Here is a 19,090-nt window from a genome sequence, read left to right as displayed (position 1 = left end):
CGTCTTCGCTATCGCTTCTTGGGCACGGTCAACCGGCCCTCGTTGATGTCGACCTGGTCGCCGACCAGTGAAATGGACGCCCCCGCACCGTTGTTGATCTGCACACCCGCCGCATTGATCCGCACATACGCTCCGCCCGGCGCCTGCAGCAGAATCCCTTCCTCCGGCACATCGGACAGCACGATCTTGTGGTGCCCCTGCGTCTCGATGACCACCGGCTCGGCCCCGGCCCGCGCCCCGGCCTGCGCGTCCACCGGCAGCTCTGCCCCCGCTCCGTACCAACAGCCCGTCCACACCGGGAAGCTCGGATCCCCCTGCTCGAACTCGATCCACACACCCGCGCCCTCGCTCGGGATCACGTACTGACCCGCCTGCGCGCCGGTGAACGGAAAACACGGCATGGCCCACGTGGACGCCTCGTCCCCGAGGACGTCCGGCACGTAAGCCGTGATCCGGCCGATCCGCATCGGATCGTTGTTGCTCGCCACCCGGCCCCGGAACTTGCCGAGGAAGCGATTGTTCGATGCTGGCGCCATGCGAGCTGCTCCTGGTCGTGTGCTGCGCGTCTGTGCGGCACGTCGTGTACTGCGCGGTGCGGGGGAGAGGGACGGGCATTACGGCTGTCACGGCCGGACGGTGCCGCTGCGGGCGATCAGCCCCTCCCGCGACAGCGTGAAGTTCTGTTGGTAGGAGCCCGGCCGGAGATTGTGCGTCACGCTCTTCACGTAGTAGTCGCCGTCGTACGTGACCCCCGCGCCCCGCACCCCGACCAACTCCCGCGGCCGCAGCACGTATCCGTGCCGGTTCACGTCCAACTGCCCCGACCCGCTGATCGCATCGGCACTGGTGGCGGCACGCCCCAGAGCCTCCGCCTTCGCCAGGGCCTCATCCTTCTTCGCGGTGCCCGAGAGCGTCTTCCGCTTCAGCGCAGGCGACGCGCGCCGGCCGAGCGGCGGCCTGAGGGGGCTGATATCGGGCTGCGCGAGGAGCGGCGCCATCCGCGTCACGGGATCCTGCACCCGAGCCTGCGGCTCTTCCCTCGCCGTCCCGTCATAAGCGAACGTCAGCTGATCAACGGTCGAATGCACATCCATGTTCACGTTCAGGGCATGCTGCCGCTGCCCGAGCCGCTGCTCCGGCCCCCAGAACGCGGTGGACCGCCCCGGAACGGGACCGGGGTCGAGATAGAACGTGTAACCGTTGGCCCGCGCCAGGTCATTCACATACTGCAGATCGGTCCCCGTCTGGTAGTCGACCCGCAACTGCTCCCGCGGCGGCTGCGGCACCTGCTCCCGAATGATCCGGGCGTCGATCCCGTAATCCGCGTACTTCGCCAGGATGCGCTCGACCCGCTGCGAGGGCGCGAGGTTCGGGTACCGGTCCGTCCGCTCCTCAAGGTCCATGAGAAGGCTGAGATCCTCACCCGTGACCGTCAGCGTGGTCTGCCCGGGCTGATTACTGGCCCCCACCTCCTGCCGCACGATCAAACCGTCGAGCAGTACGACGGGCGTCCCCTTGACCGCGACGGTGAGAATCACCCGACTCTTGGGATCGAAGAACCCCTCCGGGAGCAGCCGCTGAATGATCGCCCCCTTCTTGGTCAGGTCAAACGCGAGCTGGAACCCGCTCCGCTCACCCGCAGTACTGGTGATCTGAGCGGACAACAGCGCCTCCGTCACCTCCTGCGGCACCAGCCGCGCCAACTTGGGGCCCATGTAGAGCGACACATGAATGGGCCCACCGCCCACGGGCAGATCATCAGCCATTGCGCACCCCCGGACCGCCCATGCCGCCGGGGAAACCGCCGGGCAACGGCACGGCTATCTCCTCACCCGGCTCATCGGTCAACTCCCGCGGCCCGAGCACCGGGTTGGCATCCGCGATCCGCCACCACTGCCCCGAATCCCCGAAATACCGCTGCCCGAGATGATCGGCCCGCTCCCCGTCCCTGACGATGTGCGGCACGGTGTCGTCCTCGTCCTGCTCCAGCGGCGGCAACAACCTCCGCTTGGCGTACTTCACCTCACTGCCATCCGCGGCCCGATGCACCCCGATCTCCACATCGTGATACCGACTGCTCCGCGGATACGGATGAGCCCCCGGCACATCGTCCAACGCACTCTCATACGGCTCGATCACGCCTCAGATCCCTCCCCCGAGCCCAAGCTGCGCCAAGCTCCCGCCCCGCGCCCGCCGGGCCAACTGCTCCTTCTGCGCGAGGTGAGCGAGATACAGCTCCGCACCGCGATGCCCGGCCGGCAGGTCGCTGACCGTCAGAATCTTCATCCCGATACTGAGCGAGGCCCGAATCGGATTGAGATTCACATCAAACGCCGACTCGTTCACCGACAGCTCTGTGAGCCTGACCGGCATCACCCGCTTGCTCCCCCAGGTGAAGAGCGTCAACGGCATCTCGATCGGACTGATCTCGATGGTCCCCTTCTTGCTCAACTTGGACGCGGCCCTCAACTGAGCGGTAGTCGGCTGCACGAGCATTTCCAGCACGGCAAGTTGAGGATGAATCCCGTCAGGCGCGGCAACATCGAGCTGGTCTGTCGCATCGATCTCGGCGGTGAACTTCCAGGTCTCCTGGGCGGGGCCCTTGAGCCTGAGCGCTTCGTTGCGGTCGCCACCACTCCCGCCTCCGCCACCACCGCCTTCTCCACTGGCGGCTTGAGGCGCGACGGAACGCTCCAGCGTGTCCGGGTTGAACTGCAGCACGATGATGCGCTGGGGGGTGCCGCGCTCGGGGTCGACTATGACGAGGCCGGAGCGGATGGGCTTGGGGATGTCGGCGTAGCGGGTCATGTCAGTCCTTCGAGGAGTTCAGATCTGCGAGCGGGTGGTCGAGACGGAGCAGTGGTCGCACCAGAAGCCGAAGAGCGAACCCGGGAAGCTCATCGGGCCGAACGGCGTGGGACCGCTGTCCACGGCTGCCAGGAATGGCATGAAGTTTCCGCACTCGGGGCAGTACGGGTGCGTCTCCGGTGAGGGCCAGCGCGGTAGCCCACCTACCTGATGTCGGGCCAGGCCGGCGACAGCGGGACGGCTCACTCCTGTCTGATTGGGGTGGCGTTCCAGCGTCATGGACCGTTCACCGGGAACCACGCGGGAACTCTCGGCGGCGGGCCCCTGCGGCTGGAAGTAGGCGTATGTGGCGTCGTCCGTGAACCTCACGGTCAAAATGTCGACTTCGTCGCAGTCGCAGGAAAACCAGAAGAACGAGGGGTCGCGGCTGAGCGTTTGCGGCATGTCACGGGCAGAGAGGGTGAGCACCCGGTCGGCAGGCGCGTTGCATTGCACGCAAAGAGGCACGTCCTGCGCGTACCGTCCGCCCATCACGTGAGGGCTCTCGCCGCGGGCGGTGACGAACCCCATGAAGGAGGGGGTAAACCCCGACTCGCTCCCGGTGTCGGGTAGGCGCCCTGCGAGCGGCATGAGCCACTCCCAGTCGTCGAATGAGTCGAGCTCGGCGCGCACCGAGGCGATCAGGTCGGCAGCGTGGGGTGTCCTGATGAGAGCTAGGGCCTGCAGGTTGTCCCCGTCGCCGGTCCGGTGCCAGTCGTTGAGCAGAGCGTCCGCCTGGGTATCCGGCGCCCCCGACAGGAGGCTCGGCCGGACAGTGGGGCCGAGGAGGCCGGCATGAGGGCGTAGCAGGTCCGGGTGGTAGACGCCAATGGAGAAGATGACGGAAGACAGTGGGGAGTCCTCACCCGGCGATGAGAGAAAGTCGTCGATGAACGCGTCGATCAGGGACTCCGGAAGCCAGGGGACGAGCCGGGCCGCCGAAGACGCCAGCGCTCCCGCACCGCGCAGCCGTTCGGCCGCCCGTGTTTTCGCCTCGCTGTTGCCAGGGACCAGCTCAAGATAGGCGGCGGCATACTCGGCAATCGCCTCGTCAGTCGTCTTCAGGAGACAGGAGACGGCAAGATCGGGCCCTTCGGCGCCCTGTTCAGAGAAAGTTTCCGTGATGCGTTGGGACCTCTCGGATACCGAAAGGCTGGAGTCAAAGGCAATTTCCTCGACGCGTTCGCTCGTTGTCATTTTGCCTTCTCCCAGTAGTACAGCAGCAAGGTGTCGATGTGGTCAGAGTAGTGCACTTGCGTGCCGATTTTACTGTCCTTGCCATTCCGGTCAGCCAGTCGCTTGTAATGTCGAATCATGTCGTACACCTGGGTCTTGCGTAATGTTCCCTTTTTGTGCCAGAAGTTCAGGTAGTGGCGGAAGTCTTGCTCAACGGCGAGGGTGAGGTCCTTGCCGTCAAGAACGACCTTGCTTGCGCTGTTCCTCCCCTTGAATGTTCTCGAACCGCCCTCCCGGTCTCCGTTTTTATCGAATTCATGCTCCGATTCATCGACCATCAGAGTTTGCGCCTCGTTGTAAATCTTGTTTCCCAGTTTCCCCCTGTCGTATCCACCCTTGTCGTTGATTACTATGTATTCGTGCTTTATTAGCAAGTCTTCGACTTCCTGATCGCTGAGTTTCTTGTTCTGGGTGGCCTCCTGCTCTGCGATGAATTTACGTTGAGCTGCGAAGAGGATGGCGGCGCCCGAAGGTATGTGGTCCGGCGTCATCTCGTCGCCTGTCTCCCCGCGAGTCCTGTCCTCCTTGTAGGGCACGCTCTCGCCCTTAGTGAGGTAGGGGCCCTTGGGGCCCATGCGGGGAGCACTGCGGCGGCCTCCCGGTGTTGGCCGCGGCGCCGCGAGCAGGCGGGCCAGCTCCGGGGCCATCGAAGTGCGGCTAGGCGTCGAGGGTGTGGAGGTCCGCGCTGCATTCGGTTGCGTTGCCCGGGCCGAATTCGCCTCCCTCTCCTGGATGCGCCGGACCTCGTCTGCCTCCTCTGTGCGTGCCTTCGCCCGTTTCTCGGTAAGGCGCGAAGGCTCGGTGTGGCCGTCCCAGGTATGGAAAGGAACGGCTTTCCTTCTCGGATTGAGCGCGGCCTCGATGTAGCCGTGGTCGGTACCGTCGAGGGAGAGGTTCGTGAGCTTGTACCACAGTCGAAGCCCGGCCAGAGTCAGCTTCATGATGGGGCGGGGCACACCGGGTCCCATGATGCGCTGAAGGGACGGCCGAATGCGGGCGACGATCTTCTGGAGCCGCGCCTCCTTCGACCCCCTCGAGTTCTCCTTTTTCTTCTTGTCGTCCTTCTTCTGATTTTTGTGTTCCTGCTTGTTCTTCTTGTTTTCGCGCAAATGGTCGCGCTTCTTCTTGAAGAAGTCGCGGGTCCTCTTCGCCGTGTTCTTCAGGGCCTTGCCGACCTTGGACTTTCGCAGCTTCTTGCCCAGGGCCTTGCCGGCGTTGCGGACCTTCTTGAGGGCGGACTTGACCCTGCCCTTGATCTTCTTCAGGGCTTGCCCCAAGGGGGACTTGGGCTTGCGCGGCTTGGCGCGCTTGGGGGCGTCGGTCTCCTTCTTTTTGGACGGCTTGTCGGGCTTCTTGTCCTTCTTGGAGTCCGAGTTGTCCTTGTCGGATTTCCTGTCCGCGCCGTCCTTGTCGGGAGTCCTGTCCTTCTTGCTGTCCGCGCCGTCCCTGTCCGGCTTCTGGTTTGGGCCGTCCTTGTCCGGGGTCTTGTCCTGCGGCTTGTTCGGGGTGTCCTTGTCGTGAGGCTTGTTGGGGGACGCCGCCTCGTCCCTCGTCTTCTTCGTGTCCGCCTCGTCGTCGTGCTTCTTCTTCGTCGGGTCCGGGGTCTTGCTGGTCGGGCGGCCGGTGGGGTGGGTCTTCGGCTGGTGTTTGGGGGCGGCGCCGCCGCCGGGGGTGCGGTCCGTGGACGCGCCTGGGCGGGTCGGGACGCGCGGTCCCTTGGGCTTGGCTGGGCGGGCCGGCTTGCGTAGGGCCTGGGCGGCCTTGCGGGCGGCGCCCTTTGCGGCGTTGACGGCCTTGCCGGCTGCCTTGCGGGCGCCCTTGCCGGTCTTCTTCAAGCCCGCAGTGATCTTCTGGGCCATGGCCTTGAGGCGTTTGCCCACGCCCTTGGTGGCCCGACCCAGGCGCTGGAGGAGGAAGTTGGTGATGAAGTCCAGGAGGGCCACGACGCCGGCGGCGACCGCTTCGGCGAAGAGGCAGGCGGCGGGGCCGGCCTTTACCGCCTTGAGGTAGGCGAAGAACTTGGAGAAGGCGGTGAGGATGGAGCTGATGCTGTCCCAGGCCGCCATCAAGCCCTGGACGATGGTGAGGATCGCGCCGGCCGCCGGGATGATCATCGAGACGACCTTCTCGATGACCAGGGAGGCGATCATCATGGGCAGGGAGGCGACGATCGCGTCCCAGGCCATCTTGCCGATCTGCTTCAAGGACATGCAGCCCTTGACCAGGACGTTGATGACCGCCTTGCCCAGTCCGAGGATCCCCTCGACCTTGGTGTCGAACCACTGCTTGACGGCCGACTTGATGGCGCCCCAGAGATGTTCCTGGATGCCGGTCTTGGCGGCGCTGCCGGCCTTCTTCAGCCAGCCGCCCGGGTCCGGGGCGATGTCGGCGACCAGGGCCGCGAACTTGCCGAGCGCCTCGATGGCCGCCTCGGCGAACTTGATCGCGGCGGTGATGACGGCCTGGTAGGCCTTGATGACCGCCTTGACGCCCGCTTCGAGGACGTCGAGGAGTTTGTTGAGACCGGCGGCGAGGGCGTCGAGGAGGGTGTTGACGGCCTTCTTGAGGCCGTCGGCCAGCTTGTTGACGGTGTTGATCGCGGCGTCGCGGAGACCCTCGATGGCCTTGCGGAACTTGTCGCGGAGTTCGGGGAAGGCGGCGAGCAGGACGTCGCCGATGGCGATGAGCGCGTCGGCCAGGACGTTGATGGCCTTGATGGCGAAGTCGCGTACCGCGTCGATCGCCTTGTTGGCGAACTCCTTGAACTTGTCGATGACGCTGTTGATGGCGTCGCGCGCCGCGTCGAAGATGGCCGTAACGGCGTCCAGCAGGCCCTTGAAGAAGTCACCGACGGCGTCGAGGATCTTGCCGAAGAGGCTGTCGGACTCGCCCTTCTTCTCTTCCTTCTTCTTCTCGGCGTCCTTCTCGGCCTTCTCCGCCTTGGTGTCGATGTCCTTGTTGTCGTCGTTCTTGCGGCCCTCGACTTCCTTGTCCTTGCCGTCCCGCTCCTTGGTTATCTTCTTGTTGCCGTCCTTGTGCTCCTTGTCCGTGTCCTTGTCGGACTTCTCGATCTTCTTGTCCTGCTCGTCACGCCAGCTCTGGCGCTCCTTGCCGGCCTTCTCGGCCGCCCGGCCGCGCTCCGCCGTCTGCTGCTCGGAGTTGCGCGCGACCTCGTTGTCGATCTCCTGCTGCTTTTCCTGCTTCGACTTCTGCTCGCCCTGCTGGTGTTCCTTCTCCTTGGCGGACATGTCGGTCTGCGACTGAGCCGCCCCGCTCTTGAGCTCGCCGCCACGCTCCTGTTTGGCGACGACGCCGACGTGCTGCTTGGCTCCACCGCCTGCCGACTGGCGGCCACCGCCGCCGCCCGCGCGCCCGGACGCCTTACCGGTCAACTGCTCCTTGGGAGCGTTGGGGAAGATCTTGTCCTCGCCCATCGGCTTGGACGCGTCCGCCCGGCCGGTGTCCTGGATCTTGCCCTGCTTGTCCTTGAGCTTCTCCGCCTGCTTGTCCGTGCGCTTCGGGTCGCTCTCGCCCTCCAGCTTGATCTTGGGTGCAGGGCCGACCGTCTTGTTGCGGAGTTCGGGGTCGGTCGTCGGCACCTTGTCCGCGGCGGCCTCGACGCTCTTGGCGTCGCCCTCCGTCAGCTTGCCGTCCTTGGTGGGCGGGAGGTGCGGGGCCTTGATGTTGTCGGTGGGCTTGGCGCCCTTCGCCTTCTCGCTGCCCTTGGCCCGCTGCTTCTCGCCCTGGTCCTCCGGTCCGACCTTCTCCAGCTTCCCGCTGACCGCCGTCTCCGGAGCCTCGGCCTCCGGAGGTGAGGACTGGGTCTGCGGCGCACCCGAAGGCCGCTCCCGCTTGGGCGGGTTGGCCTGCAGGCGCTTCTGCTCCTGTTTGACCTTCTTGTCGGCCGCCGCGTCCACACCGGGCATGGCGGCCTGCGCCTGGTCGGGCGAGAGCTTGCTGACGGTACTGAGCGCGGCCTTCGGATCCTGGCCCGATACGTCCGGTGGTTCTTCCTTCTTCTCCTCCGGGGCCTGTTCGCCCCCGCCCCCGCCGCAGGAGCCGCCCTTCTCCTCCTGCTCGGGCGCGGGAGCGGGCGGCGCGCAGCCACCGCCGTCCTTCTCCAGCGACGCGTCGGGCTGCGCCTTGGCGCCCTCGGGCGCCGGGGCGCCCATCTTCCCCGGGTTCTCCGCCTGTTCGCCCACAGGGCTCACGGCGGCCTGGGCGACGGACGGCGCGCCACCTGGTCCGGCAGCCGCCTTCGGCTGGGCGGCCGGCTCGTTCGCACCGACCGCGCCGCTGGGTGCCGCTCCCGGCCCGGCCTCCTTCGGTACGGCGCTCTTCGGTGCGGGCGCCTCGTTCTCGCTCCGTACCGGCGCCACCCCGCGCCGGGCAGCAGGGGAGGGGTGCCGGTCCTCCGTTGCCGTACGTTCCGTGTGCGCACCGGCGGGCGGCGCCAGGGACGAGCCGGCCGGGCCGGGCCCGGGTCCGCCCGCACCGGAGCCGGGAGCACCGGTCGGCTTGTCCGCCGCCGCGCCCTCCGGCTGCCCCTTGGCTTCTTGCTTCTCTTCCCGCTCGTCCTGGTCCTTCTTGTCCTGCTGCTCGTCCTGGGCTTCCTTGGCGTCCGGCGCACCCTCACCGTCGCCGGAGTCCTCGTCCCGCTCCGCGTCCTTGTCGGCCGCGTCCTGCCGGGCCGTCTTGGCTCCGTCCTCGTCCTGGTCCTTCTTCCCCTCGGCCTCCTGCTCCGGGTCCCGCTGCTCCTCGGCTTCCGGATCGGGGCCGACCTCCTGCTCCACCGGCTTTTCCGGCTGCAGGTCCTTCTCGCTCCGGTCGGGAGCCTCCGACGCCGGACCGTGCTCGGGCTGCGGTGCCTCGCCCTCCACGGGCCCGCGCTCCTCGCCCGGTGCCTTGGTCTCGGCCTCCGGAGCGTCCTCGTCCTGCTCCTCGTCGGCCTCGTTCTCCCGTTCCTTCTGGACCTTCTCCGCTTTGGTGGGCGGGGGAGCGGGGAAGGACGGCATGCTCGCCGTCGGGTTCTCGGCCGTCGGTACGGACGACAGGTCGGGATCCGTCTCCGGCAGGTGGTCCTCGGGCTTCAGCTCCGCCTCGCCCTTGCCCAAGCCTCCGCCGCGCTTCTCCTCCTGGCCGCCGTCGACCTCCTTCTCCGCGCCGGCCTCCAGGCCGAGCGGCTGTTCCTCCTCGCGCGGCTCGCCCTCGTCCTCGTCCTTCTCGTGCAGCCCGTGCTCGGAGAGCGCGCTGTCACGCTGGTCGGCCCGCTCGTCGACCTTCTCCGGGCGGGCGGGGCCCGGCTGTTCTTTCTTCTTCTTGTCGAGCTCTTCCTGCTTGGCCCCGTCAGCAGGCTTCCTCTCGTCGTCCTTGCGCTTGCGCTTGTCGGCACCCGGCCGGTTGGCCTGCTCCGGGTCCTGTTCTTCACGCTCCCGCTGCTCCTTGCGCTCCTCCTTGGTGCGCTCGGAACCTTCCTGGCCCTCCTGTGCCTTCTCCGCGTCGGCCTGTTCGGCCTTCTCGCGCTCCTCGCCCTGCTTGTCTTCTTCCTGCTGTTGTTCCTTCTTGGAGTCCGCGAGTTCCTCGGCGCGCTCGTCCTCCTGCGCCTTGCGCTCGCCTGATTCCTTCTCCTCCGCCGAGGCGTCCCGCTGGGCGCGCGTCTGCTCCTGCTCGCGGTCGCCGTCCCTGCCCTTGGCGTCCTTCTTCTCTTCCTTGGTGTCCTCGTCGCGCGCTGCCGCGGACTTCTTCTCGCCCTCCGTACGGGCGGCCTTGGTCTGCCGCTCGTCCTCGACCAGGTCGATGGCGTCCGGCACCGGCTCGGGTACGTTCAGCGGCTGCAGCCCGAGCGGTTCGGCCTCCGCCTGCGCGGTCAGATCCAGGAGCCGCTCGTACTCGGGCGAGAGCAGCCGGACCTCCAGCCGGTCCAGCACCGAGTCCTGCAGTTCGGGTGCCAAACGGGCCAGTTCCATACGGACGCGGCCCGACAGGTCCTCGGGGTCCCCCCGTAGGGACCGGACGATGCCGTTCGTCATGCGGTCGACCAAGGTCGCCGGGTCAATCTGTTCCAGCCGCATCCGGTCCGCATCCACCGTCGCGTACCGCAGCCACCCCGGCGTCGCCTGGCCCTCCTCGACCTCGGCCGCGGGCTCCTCGCGTACCGAATCCCGCAGTGCCCCCAGCACCGACTCCTGGGCCGTCGACTCCGCCTCCCGCTCGATGGATTCCTGGGGGAGGGATACCGAGCCCAGGTCGCGGCCGGCCCGGAGGGCGCCCAGGCCGTGCGGGTTCTGGACCGTGTGGAGGAGCTCGTGGGCGAGCAGCCGTTGGCCGTCGGCCGTGCCCGGGCGGTAGGTGCCCTCGCGGAAGAAGATGTCCTGGCCGACGGCGAAGGCGTCGGCGCCCATCATGTCCGCGAGTTGTCCGGAGTCGCGGTCGGTGTGCAGGCGGACCTGGCTGAAGTCGTGGCCGAGCTGCTCTTCGAGGTCGCGGCGGACGCTCAGGTCCAGGGGCTGGCCGGCGCCGCTGACGATGTCCTTCGGTTCAGGGGTACGGGACTTGGCGTTCCGCTCCCGGCGCTTGCGGCGCTTCTCGGCGGCGGTGGCCTGGCTGTTGTCCTGGGTGGAGGAGTGGGACGTGCTCATCGGGGCTCACCTCCTCCCATGAGGCCGGCGTGGACCGAGCGGGCCAGGGCCTCGCCCAGGCGCGCCGGTGAGGTCGTACGCGGCAGCGGCGGCAGACCCGCGAGCCCGTCGAGGGACACCGGGGAGCCGTCGGCCGCCAGAGGGACGCCGCGTTCGTGGACCAGGCGGGCCAGTTCGCGTTCGAAGGACGCCGATACGCGGTCCGGGTCGACGCGGGCGTCGAAGCCGTCCAGGACCAGTTCACCGATGTCGATGCGGAAGGTGCGCGGGGGCTCGGCGGCTGCTGCCGGGCGGGGCATGACGCCGCCGTCCGGCCCGTCGCCGCGGGCGTGCCCGGGGTGCTCGTTCAGACCCATCCGTGGACCTCCGACGGCGTCAAGGAGCGTTCCAGCTTCAGGTACTCGGTGCGTGCGGCCGCCAGCATGTGGCGCATCTGGAGGCGGTCGCCCTCCTCCGCGGCGAGGAAGGCACCGGAGAGTGCGATGTTGCGGATCGAGCCGCCGGCGACGGTGAGCTGGGCGAGCAGGGCCGGGTCGATGCCCTTGGTCGGGGCCTGGGCGGGCAGCACCCGGCTCCAGATCTCCGCGCGTTCCTTCTCGCCGGGGAAGGGGAAGTCGACGACGAAGCGGATGCGGCGCATGAAGGCGGAGTCGAGCGCCTTCTTCATGTTCGTGGTGAGGATCGCCAGGCCCCGGTACGCCTCCATGCGCATCAGGAGGTAGCTGACCTCCAGGTTCGCGTACCGGTCGTGGCTGTCCTTGACTTCGCTGCGCTTGCCGAACAGGGCGTCCGCCTCGTCGAAGAGGAGCAGGGCGCCGCCGCGCTCCGCGGCGTCGAAGACGCGGCTCAGGTTCTTCTCGGTCTCACCGATGTATTTGCTGACGACCTGGGAGAGATCGATGATGAAGAGGTCGAGGCCGAGCTCCTTGGCCATGACCTCCGCGGCCAGCGTCTTGCCGGTACCCGAGCCGCCCGCGAAGAGGGCGGTGACGCCCAGGCCGCTGCGCAGCGCCTTCGCGAAGCCCCAGTCCTGGTAGACGGTGCTGCGCTGCCGTACGTGCGCCACGACCTCCTGGAGGATCTTCAACTGCCGCTCGGCGAGGACGAGATCCCGCCAGCCCGCCCTCGGCTCGATGCGGCGCCCCAGCTCGTCCAGGCCCATCCGCGCCTCGGTGAGGCCGGCCTGCCAGGCCAGGGCCCCGGCATCCGCCGCGTCCGCGCCGGGTAGATCGCGGCGGACCGTCGCGGCGGCCGCGCGTACGACGTGCGGGGGGAGCTGGAACTGCGCCACCAAGGACTGGAGATGGCGGTCGGTCACGTCCGGCACGTCGGCGAAGGCGTCGGACCACAGGCCAAGCTGCTCCTCGGTGTCCAGCTTCGGTACGGTCACCCGCTCGCCGCGCGGCTGTCCGGTCTGCCGCGGGTCCGGGCTCGACACGACGAGGGGCACGGCCGCCCCCGCGATGAACGCGTCGGCCGCGGCGTGCTGGTCCCGGTCCATCTCGCCGACCTCGACCAGGAGCGCCGCGGGCAGCAGGATCGCCTCGCGCTGCCAGAGGCGGGCGAGGCGGTCGCGTTCGCCGGCCTCGGTCGGTACGTCGTCGGCGGCCATGGAGTACAGGCCAAGGCCGGAGCGCCGGGCCGCGGTGGCGGCGATGTCCGCGCGCGTGCGCAGATCGCCGCCGACCAGCTCCACGCGCAGCGGCGTGTCCGGCCCGGTGCCCGCCCAGCCCGCCGCGACCCGTGCCGCGGCCCGTTCGTGCGAGGGCGGCAGGCTCCCGGGAGCGGAGGTGCGGCGCAGCAGACCGTGCAACTTGGCGTCCAGATAAGGGGAGCCGACCAGGAAGTGCAGGATCCGCTCGTCGAGGCGGAGCCGGCTGGTGGTCAGCCGGGTCTCGTCGTCCAGCTCGATCAGGCGCCAGCGGCGCAGCGGTGCGACGGGGGTCAGCGCGCTCCAGTGCGGAGCGTCCAGGGCGGCCAGTGCGAGGGAGAAGGTCGGGTGGGTGCGGCTCGGGTCGCCGCTCGCCGCGGCGCAGCGGGCGCCGGTGGTCGGATCGAGCTCGGCCGCGGCGGCGAGCAGCACGATCTCCCGCTCGAAGGGGCTCAGCCCGAAGCAGGCGGTCAGCGCGTCGAGAGTGGGGAGCGGGGCGTCGGAGGGCTCGGGAGACGTTGCGGAGGACGCGGGCTCGGGGTCTTCGGACGGGGTGCCCGGCACGTTCGTGCGGGCGTGCGCGGCGTGGGCGTCCAGTCGCACCAGGACGGAACGCAGCGCGGCGGCCAGCGCGGCGCCGTCCGCCTCCCCGCTGCCGGCCTCGCCGTTCGCCGCGCCGCCGTTCGCCGCCTCCGGCCCGTTGCCGCCCATGTCCTTCTCCGCCCCCGTGCCGCGCATCGCGCCTCAGCTCTCCTTGCCGTCGTCCGTGCGGGCCGCTCCGTCGGCAGGGCCCGCACCGTCGGTACGGCCGGTGTCCGCGCCACCCGCCTCGTCCGTGCGGCGCGCACCGCTCGTACGGGGGCGGTCGCCGCTCTCCCGCTTGGACCCGCCGGCGGCCTTCGACGTACGCGAACGGGCGGGCGCGGCCCCCGAAGCGCTGCCGCCACGACCGCCCGCTCCACCGCCTTCCGCCTTCTTCGTGGCACGCGCGCCGCCACCACGGGAGCCTCCGGAGGACGCGGCCTTCGCCACCGTGGACCGCACGTTGGTGGTCGAACCGTCGTGGGTGACGGGCTTGGTGTCCGCCGCCTTGGCCTCGGCCGCCCCGGTGGGCTTGGTGTCCGCCGCCTTCGCCTCGACCGCCCCGGTGGACTTGGTGTCGGCCGCCCTCGCCTCGACCGGCGTCGCTTCGGACGCCTTCGCCCCGGAACGCGCGTCCGACGCCTTCGCCCCGGCCGGCTTCGTGCCGGCCGGCGTGCCCTCGGCGCCCGTCCGTTTGCCCTCGGGCCCCGTCCGCGTGCCGTCGTCGGCCTGCTCGGGAGACGGCCGTTCCGGCGCTCCCGGTGCCCCGAACGGCAGTACCTTGACGTCCGGCTTGCGGACCGGCTTGGCGGGCACCGGCTTCTGGTGACCGTCGAGCAGCACCAGCGACGCCTGGTAGACGACCGAGAGCGAATACGGCGTGTTGTGCAGCATGCCCCAGAGCTTGGAGGTCTCGTCGACGTCCATCTGGGTGGGCGTGAAGCGCACCCGCTGCAGGGATTCGGCGAGGTCGCTGCCGTCCAGATACGGCCGCTGCGCCGCCTCCTCGATCAACTCCCGTGGCAGCACCGGGATTTCGTGCAGTGTGCGCACCACGCTGCCGATCAGCCGCTGCCCGACCAGCTCGGTCTCCTCGCCGTACGCGCTGATCACGAAGTGCAGGTCCAGCGCCGCGGCAGGCCGCTTGAGCAGCGTGCCGTCGGAGGCGCGGGTGGCGAGGTCGTTGTTGCGCATCGAGGGGTTGTGCGTGACCTGGTAGAGGAAGACCGTGATCGTCGGGTCCGTCGGCGGATCGGCCGGCGGCTTACGGGTCTCCACCGAGACGGCCATGTCGATCTCGGGATGCAGATTGTGCTCGATCAGCAGGGCGAGGGCCTGCGTGACCGTCGCGACGGCGAGTGCGTTGCTCATGAGATCCGTCCCTGTGAAACCTGCGAAGTCGTCGTCGAACGCACCGTCGTCAAAGCCCCCGTCACCCTCACCGTCCAGTCACCCACCGTCGGTTCGTCCCTCGTCGGGCCGCCCTCCGCCGGGCCGTCCCCCGTCATGTCGCTCCCCGTCACGTCGTCCTCTCCCCGCGCGCCAGATAGTCCGCGAGGCTCAGCGACGGCTCCCGGCGCTCGGTGCGCCCCGCCCGGCCGTCCGCAGGACGCTCCGCTCCGGCCGCGCTGACCTCCAGCCGCCCGATCTGTACGTGCACCACCCGCTCGGCCGCCCGCGGCCCCCGCCGCCCGGCCGCCGCCCGCGCCGCACTGCGGGCCGCCGGCACCTCGTCGGTCCGGGGCCGCAGTGCCGGCGCCGCCGCGAGGGGAGCCGCGGCCCTGCCCGCAGGGCGCGGAACCGCCGCCGTCCGGCCGGAACCGTCCGCCTCGGACGACCGCGCCGCGGCCCGCCGCTGCGGACGGAACGCGTCGGGAGACGACGCGCGCGACGCGGGAGGCAGCGGCGCGGTGGGCCGCAGCAGCTCGGCCGAGGGCGGCAGGGGCCGCCCGGCACGGTCCGGCCCGTCCTCGTGCGCGCTCCGGGTGCGCAGCACGGTCTCCCTGTCGGTGGTCCTGATCTCCCGCTCGTACCGGACCCGTTCGCCCTCGAAGGGGGTCGCCCTGGGGGCCTGCGGGAACAGTGGCGCAGGTTCGTCCGGCTCCGCGGGTGCGCCCCGCAGCGCCTCGACACGCTCGAACGGGCCCGGGAGGCGCGGCTGTACGAGGACGCGCCGGGACCCGTCCGGGCGCTCGCCGGACGCCGCCGCGAAGGGGTCGGCGGGCGGCGGCGGTACGTGCCGCGCCAGCAGCCGGCCGAAGTAGTCGTCAGACATCCGCGCACAGCTCCAGGTAGTAGCGGCGCCGCAGCGGGCTCAGCGCCAGGATCTGGGGTTCGCTCCAGCCGTAGGCCGAGGCGAGCAGATGGACGTCGAGCATCACGTCCCGTGCCCAGGCGTCCAGTTCGGTCCACAGGTACGCGGCGATGTCCAGCTCGGCCGGGGTGGCCGTGCCGCACTCCGGACAGGCGACGTTGAGGGTCACCTCCGCCGCCGGGTCGGCCTGCTCGGCCGCCTCCGCGAACCGCTTCAGCACCGCCTCCGGCAGCCGGGACAGCTCCTCCCGCTCCACCGCGCGGCCGCCCCGTACCGCCGACAGCGCACAGCGGGCGCCCAGCAGCCGCCGGGCGTCCTCCGCGTCGACGGCCCGGGACGCGACGGCGTCGAGGTCGGCCGGGGCCGGCAGCCGGAACTCCAGCGACCACTCGCCCTCCGACACCCGCAGCCCGCCCTCGGGCAGCCGGGGCCGGGCACCGAGCCCGGCCGCGTCGAGTTCGAACTCCATCGCCTCCCCGCAGTCCGGGTCGGCGCAGCCGATCGTGACCTGCATGCGCTCGCCGAACAGGGCCCGGCGCAGCGCGAACAGGTCGGCGGCCCGCTCCCCGAGGGGCACCGACAGCAGTTCGTCGGTGCCCGCCTCGGGACGGGCAGCCCGGTGCAGCAGCAGCGCCCGGCCGCTGCCCTGCTGGGCCAGTCCGGCCTCCCAGGTGGCCAGCAGTTCCGCGGGCCCGGTGACCGCCATTCCTCACCTCATCCGGTGCCGTCGTGCCCCGCGCACGCGTCAACGCTGCGCACGCGGTGTGTTCGCCGCGGAAGCGGACTCACGCCGGATGCGTGAACGACGGCTCCTGCGGCTCCGGCACCTCGTAGTCCCGCTCCCAGCCCTCGCACTCCAGCTTCAGGCTCTGGATGGCGACGGCGTTGGCGTTGGCGTCCATCTCGCCCAGGACCTGGTACTCGCTCGGCCAGGCCCGGTAGATCTTGTGCGAGACGGCGACCTGCCCCGCCTCGTTGAGGACCTGGATGACGATGTCCTTGCGGAAGTCGGCCAGCGACACCTCGGAGCCGAGACCGGCCCCGACCTGCCAGACCTTGTTGGCCCACCGGTCGAACTCCGGGTCGTGGGTGACACCGCGCTCCAGGGTGATTCCCTCGAACTCCGAGCGGCCCGGGGACTTGCGCGGCGAGCTGGGGTCGCCGCCGTGCCGGTGCTTGACGACCTCGGTGGTGCGCTTCAGCGGGCTGATCTTGCTGATGCCCGCGACCGTACGACCGTCCCACAGGACCAGGAACTTGAAGTTCTTGTACGGGTCGAAGCGATGGGCGTTGATCTGAAACTCAGCCATCGGATTCCTTCGGTTCCATTCCTTCGGGTTCCTAGTTGTCGAACTGTCCGGCCATCTGCTGGATCTTGACGATGACGAACTCGGCGGGCTTGACCGGCGCGATACCGACCACGACGTTGACGATGCCGCGCTCGATGTCCTCGTCGGTGGTGGTGTCCTTGTCGCACTTGACGAAGTACGCCTGGCGCGGGGTGCCGCCCTTGAACGCGCCCTTCTCGAACAGCGCGTGCAGATACGCCGAGGCGTTCAGCCGGATCTGCTGCCACAGCTGCTCGTTGTTCGGCTCGAAGACGACCCACTGCAGACCCCGCAGCAGGCTCTCCTCGACATGCAGGGCGAGACGGCGGACCGGGACGTACTTCCACTCGCTGTCCAGCGCGTCCGAACCCTCCAGGGTGCGGGCGCCCCAGACCAGCGGGCCCACCATCGGGAAGGTGCGAAGGCAGTTGATGCCCAGCGGGTTGAGCAGGCCGTTCTCCCGGTCGGTGAGCTTGACGGCGAGCGAGTGGACACCCGCGAGCCGCGCCTCGGTGCCGGCCGGCGCCTTCCACACACCGCGCTCGCTGTCCGTACGGGCGATGACCCCCGCGACGGCGCCGGAGGGCGGGAAGGACCGCAGCCGCCCGGTGAGCGGGTCGGTGAGCTGCAAGTGGGGGAAGTACAGGCCGGAGTGGTTGCTGCGGACCGGCTCGAAGGCGGCGATGCCGGCACGGGCGGCGTCCACGCTGCCCCAGGCGGCGGGCGCGTCGACGAGCAGGAAGATCCGCCGCTCCCGGCACAGCCGCTCGGCCGCCGAGAGGACGGTGACCATGTCGTCGGTGGACTCGTACGACGCCAGCTCGGGCAGCGACAGCAGATTGACGTCGTGCACGTCGCGCAGCGCCTGCAGACCGCTCTTGCGGGCCTCGCTGCCGATGATGTCGCGCGGGCCCGGCGCCTCGCCGTCCTCACCGCCGCACAGCGGGAAGACCGGCGGGTTGACGGAGGCTTCGAGCCCCAGGTCGTTGGCGCACTCGCCGACGAAGCGCACCACGTCCTCGGGGTCGGTGGAGCCGGCGACGACCTGGAGGCGGCGTCCGAAGGCGGTGACCTGGGCGCCCGCGAAGGCGTGCTTGCCCGGGGCGTCCGGCAGGGCGCGCAGCTTGTGCTCCAGCAGCAGCGCGAGTTCGGTGACGCTGCACGGCGCCTCGCCGTCGCAGTCCGGGTCGTGGAGCGTGAACTCGCGCTCCACCTCGCCGATCTTGACCGTCAGGTCGACGTTCAGCTCGGGCAGCTCGTGGTGGAAGGCCTTGGAGACCGTGCCGGACGGGTCCGGGCGGCCCTCGCCGACGACGGCGACGCGGATCAGCGACGACCCGGCGTTGATGATCGTCTCGGCGTAGCGGCCGTGGCCGGCGTCCATCGACAGGCCGGTGAAGGACTCGCGGGCGGTGCCGCGGGCGTCCAGGACCTGGAGGTTGAACGTCTCGTCCGGGCAGTTGGTCTCGTGGTCGACGGCCACCCGCAGACCCGAACCCCAGACGCCGGGCTCCTTGGCGTGCACCTCCAGCACGGGGCACTCGCTGTGGCCCTCGGTGGACTCCAGGGTGACGTGTGCTTCCTTGCCGCTGCCGGCCTTGGCGACCCGGACGATCACCGCGACGGTGCCGCCGTTGCCGAAGAACTGGTGAACGGCGTAGGCGACCGGGCTCTGCGAGGTCAGCCCGCCGAAGCGGCGCTCGAAGTCGGCGAAGCTGGTGATCCGTACCGGCTGGTTGAGCGGACCGCGCCGGGTGTGTCCGACGAAGGCGGTCACGGACGTGGTGACGGTGGTGATGCTTCGGATGCTGCTGGGAAGCTCTTCGACATAGACGCCGGGATAGGTCGTGTGTGTCGGCATTCCCCCTCCAATCCCTTCAGGCACCGAGTGCGTGGACACCAAGAAATCCGGGAATGCCCGGAAAGAAGGGGAGGAGAGGGTGCGGAAGAGCCCACGGCCGCCCTGTGCCCGCGGTCGTGCATCCCCCCACCACCCATCAAGTTCCCCCGTCATCACCCGGTGCGGAACGGTCGGCCGACCGACCTGCACGGGCCCAAGCCCAAGCTTGTGACTCCTGATGCGTAAGTGCTCAACGCAGTCTCCGACGCTGACAGTTGGAGGGTCAAGGGGCCTTTCCGGACAGCCAGTTGGGAGCTTTTGTGAGAATGCGTTGCACCTTCTTCTCAAACGGATTCCCTCGCCTCCCTAACCGGAATCACGCGAGAAGGGGCGCGCGGGGACGTACCGGGAGGAGCGCCCGAACGGCGTGCGGCGGGGGAGTGCACGGCGCGTGACCCCGGCGCCGCCGGGCTCTTCGGCCGTCGTCGAAAACCAGCCGGGGGCCGACGCGGGCGGAAGTCGGCCAAAAGATCTGTGACCGTAATCACCGCCGGAGTGTGATCTGCGATTTAGGGACCTCGGTGCTGCGGCGATAACCTGCGGGACGGACATGCCGCGTATCCGGACACCGTGTACGCCTCCCCTGTGACAGCG

Annotated in this window: 13 protein-coding genes; all 13 read right to left on the bottom strand. The window is 69.5% G+C overall.

The window, feature by feature from the left end:
- Positions 1 to 8: 8 nt before the first annotated feature.
- The gene (locus tag QOM21_RS14635; protein WP_407550339.1) at positions 9 to 536 is read right to left on the bottom strand and encodes a phage baseplate assembly protein V; all 528 of its coding nucleotides are present in this window, start codon (positions 534 to 536) and stop codon (positions 9 to 11) included.
- Between the two features lie 87 nt (positions 537 to 623).
- Positions 624 to 1,766, bottom strand: a complete 1,143-nt coding sequence (locus QOM21_RS14630; RefSeq protein ID WP_407550338.1) for a hypothetical protein — start codon at positions 1,764 to 1,766, stop codon at positions 624 to 626.
- The gene (locus QOM21_RS14625; protein WP_407550337.1) at positions 1,759 to 2,139 is read right to left on the bottom strand and encodes a hypothetical protein; all 381 of its coding nucleotides are present in this window, start codon (positions 2,137 to 2,139) and stop codon (positions 1,759 to 1,761) included. Before QOM21_RS14625 ends, QOM21_RS14630 begins: the two co-directional genes overlap by 8 nt.
- Before the next feature lie 3 nt (positions 2,140 to 2,142).
- A complete protein-coding gene (locus QOM21_RS14620) occupies positions 2,143 to 2,808 on the bottom strand; it encodes a hypothetical protein (RefSeq protein WP_407550336.1) in 666 nt (221 codons plus the stop codon).
- 18 nt (positions 2,809 to 2,826) lie between these two features.
- The gene (locus QOM21_RS14615) at positions 2,827 to 4,044 is read right to left on the bottom strand and encodes a hypothetical protein (RefSeq protein WP_407550335.1); all 1,218 of its coding nucleotides are present in this window, start codon (positions 4,042 to 4,044) and stop codon (positions 2,827 to 2,829) included.
- Positions 4,041 to 10,721, bottom strand: coding sequence for a DUF4157 domain-containing protein (locus QOM21_RS14610; protein ID WP_407550334.1), 6,681 nt, complete (start codon positions 10,719 to 10,721; stop codon positions 4,041 to 4,043). The genes QOM21_RS14615 and QOM21_RS14610 overlap by 4 nt, the downstream gene beginning before the upstream one ends.
- A complete protein-coding gene (locus tag QOM21_RS14605) occupies positions 10,718 to 11,077 on the bottom strand; it encodes a hypothetical protein (protein WP_407550333.1) in 360 nt (119 codons plus the stop codon). The genes QOM21_RS14610 and QOM21_RS14605 overlap by 4 nt, the downstream gene beginning before the upstream one ends.
- On the bottom strand, positions 11,068 to 13,110 hold the full coding sequence (locus QOM21_RS14600) for an ATP-binding protein (RefSeq protein WP_407550332.1): 2,043 nt from the start codon (positions 13,108 to 13,110) through the stop codon (positions 11,068 to 11,070). Before QOM21_RS14600 ends, QOM21_RS14605 begins: the two co-directional genes overlap by 10 nt.
- A gap of 6 nt (positions 13,111 to 13,116) precedes the next feature.
- Positions 13,117 to 14,325, bottom strand: coding sequence for a Pvc16 family protein (locus tag QOM21_RS14595; RefSeq protein WP_407550331.1), 1,209 nt, complete (start codon positions 14,323 to 14,325; stop codon positions 13,117 to 13,119).
- Between the two features lie 148 nt (positions 14,326 to 14,473).
- Positions 14,474 to 15,229 carry a hypothetical protein gene (locus QOM21_RS14590; RefSeq protein ID WP_407550330.1) on the bottom strand — a complete coding sequence of 252 codons (756 nt, stop codon included), beginning with the start codon at positions 15,227 to 15,229 and terminating at the stop codon, positions 14,474 to 14,476.
- Positions 15,222 to 15,974, bottom strand: a complete 753-nt coding sequence (locus QOM21_RS14585) for a hypothetical protein (protein WP_407550329.1) — start codon at positions 15,972 to 15,974, stop codon at positions 15,222 to 15,224. The genes QOM21_RS14590 and QOM21_RS14585 overlap by 8 nt, the downstream gene beginning before the upstream one ends.
- A 79-nt stretch (positions 15,975 to 16,053) precedes the next feature.
- Positions 16,054 to 16,578: a phage tail protein gene (locus tag QOM21_RS14580; protein WP_393894653.1), complete on the bottom strand. Its 525-nt coding sequence runs from the start codon at positions 16,576 to 16,578 to the stop codon at positions 16,054 to 16,056.
- Between the two features lie 31 nt (positions 16,579 to 16,609).
- On the bottom strand, positions 16,610 to 18,457 hold the full coding sequence (locus QOM21_RS14575; RefSeq protein ID WP_407550328.1) for a phage tail sheath family protein: 1,848 nt from the start codon (positions 18,455 to 18,457) through the stop codon (positions 16,610 to 16,612).
- Positions 18,458 to 19,090 lie beyond the last annotated feature (633 nt).

The sequence above is a fragment of the Streptomyces sp. Pv4-95 genome (assembly GCF_045782725.1).
Classification (GTDB): Bacteria; Actinomycetota; Actinomycetes; order Streptomycetales; family Streptomycetaceae; genus Streptomyces.
The sequence above is the reverse complement of the archived record's forward strand: the minus strand, read 5'-3'. Positions and strand labels throughout refer to the sequence as shown.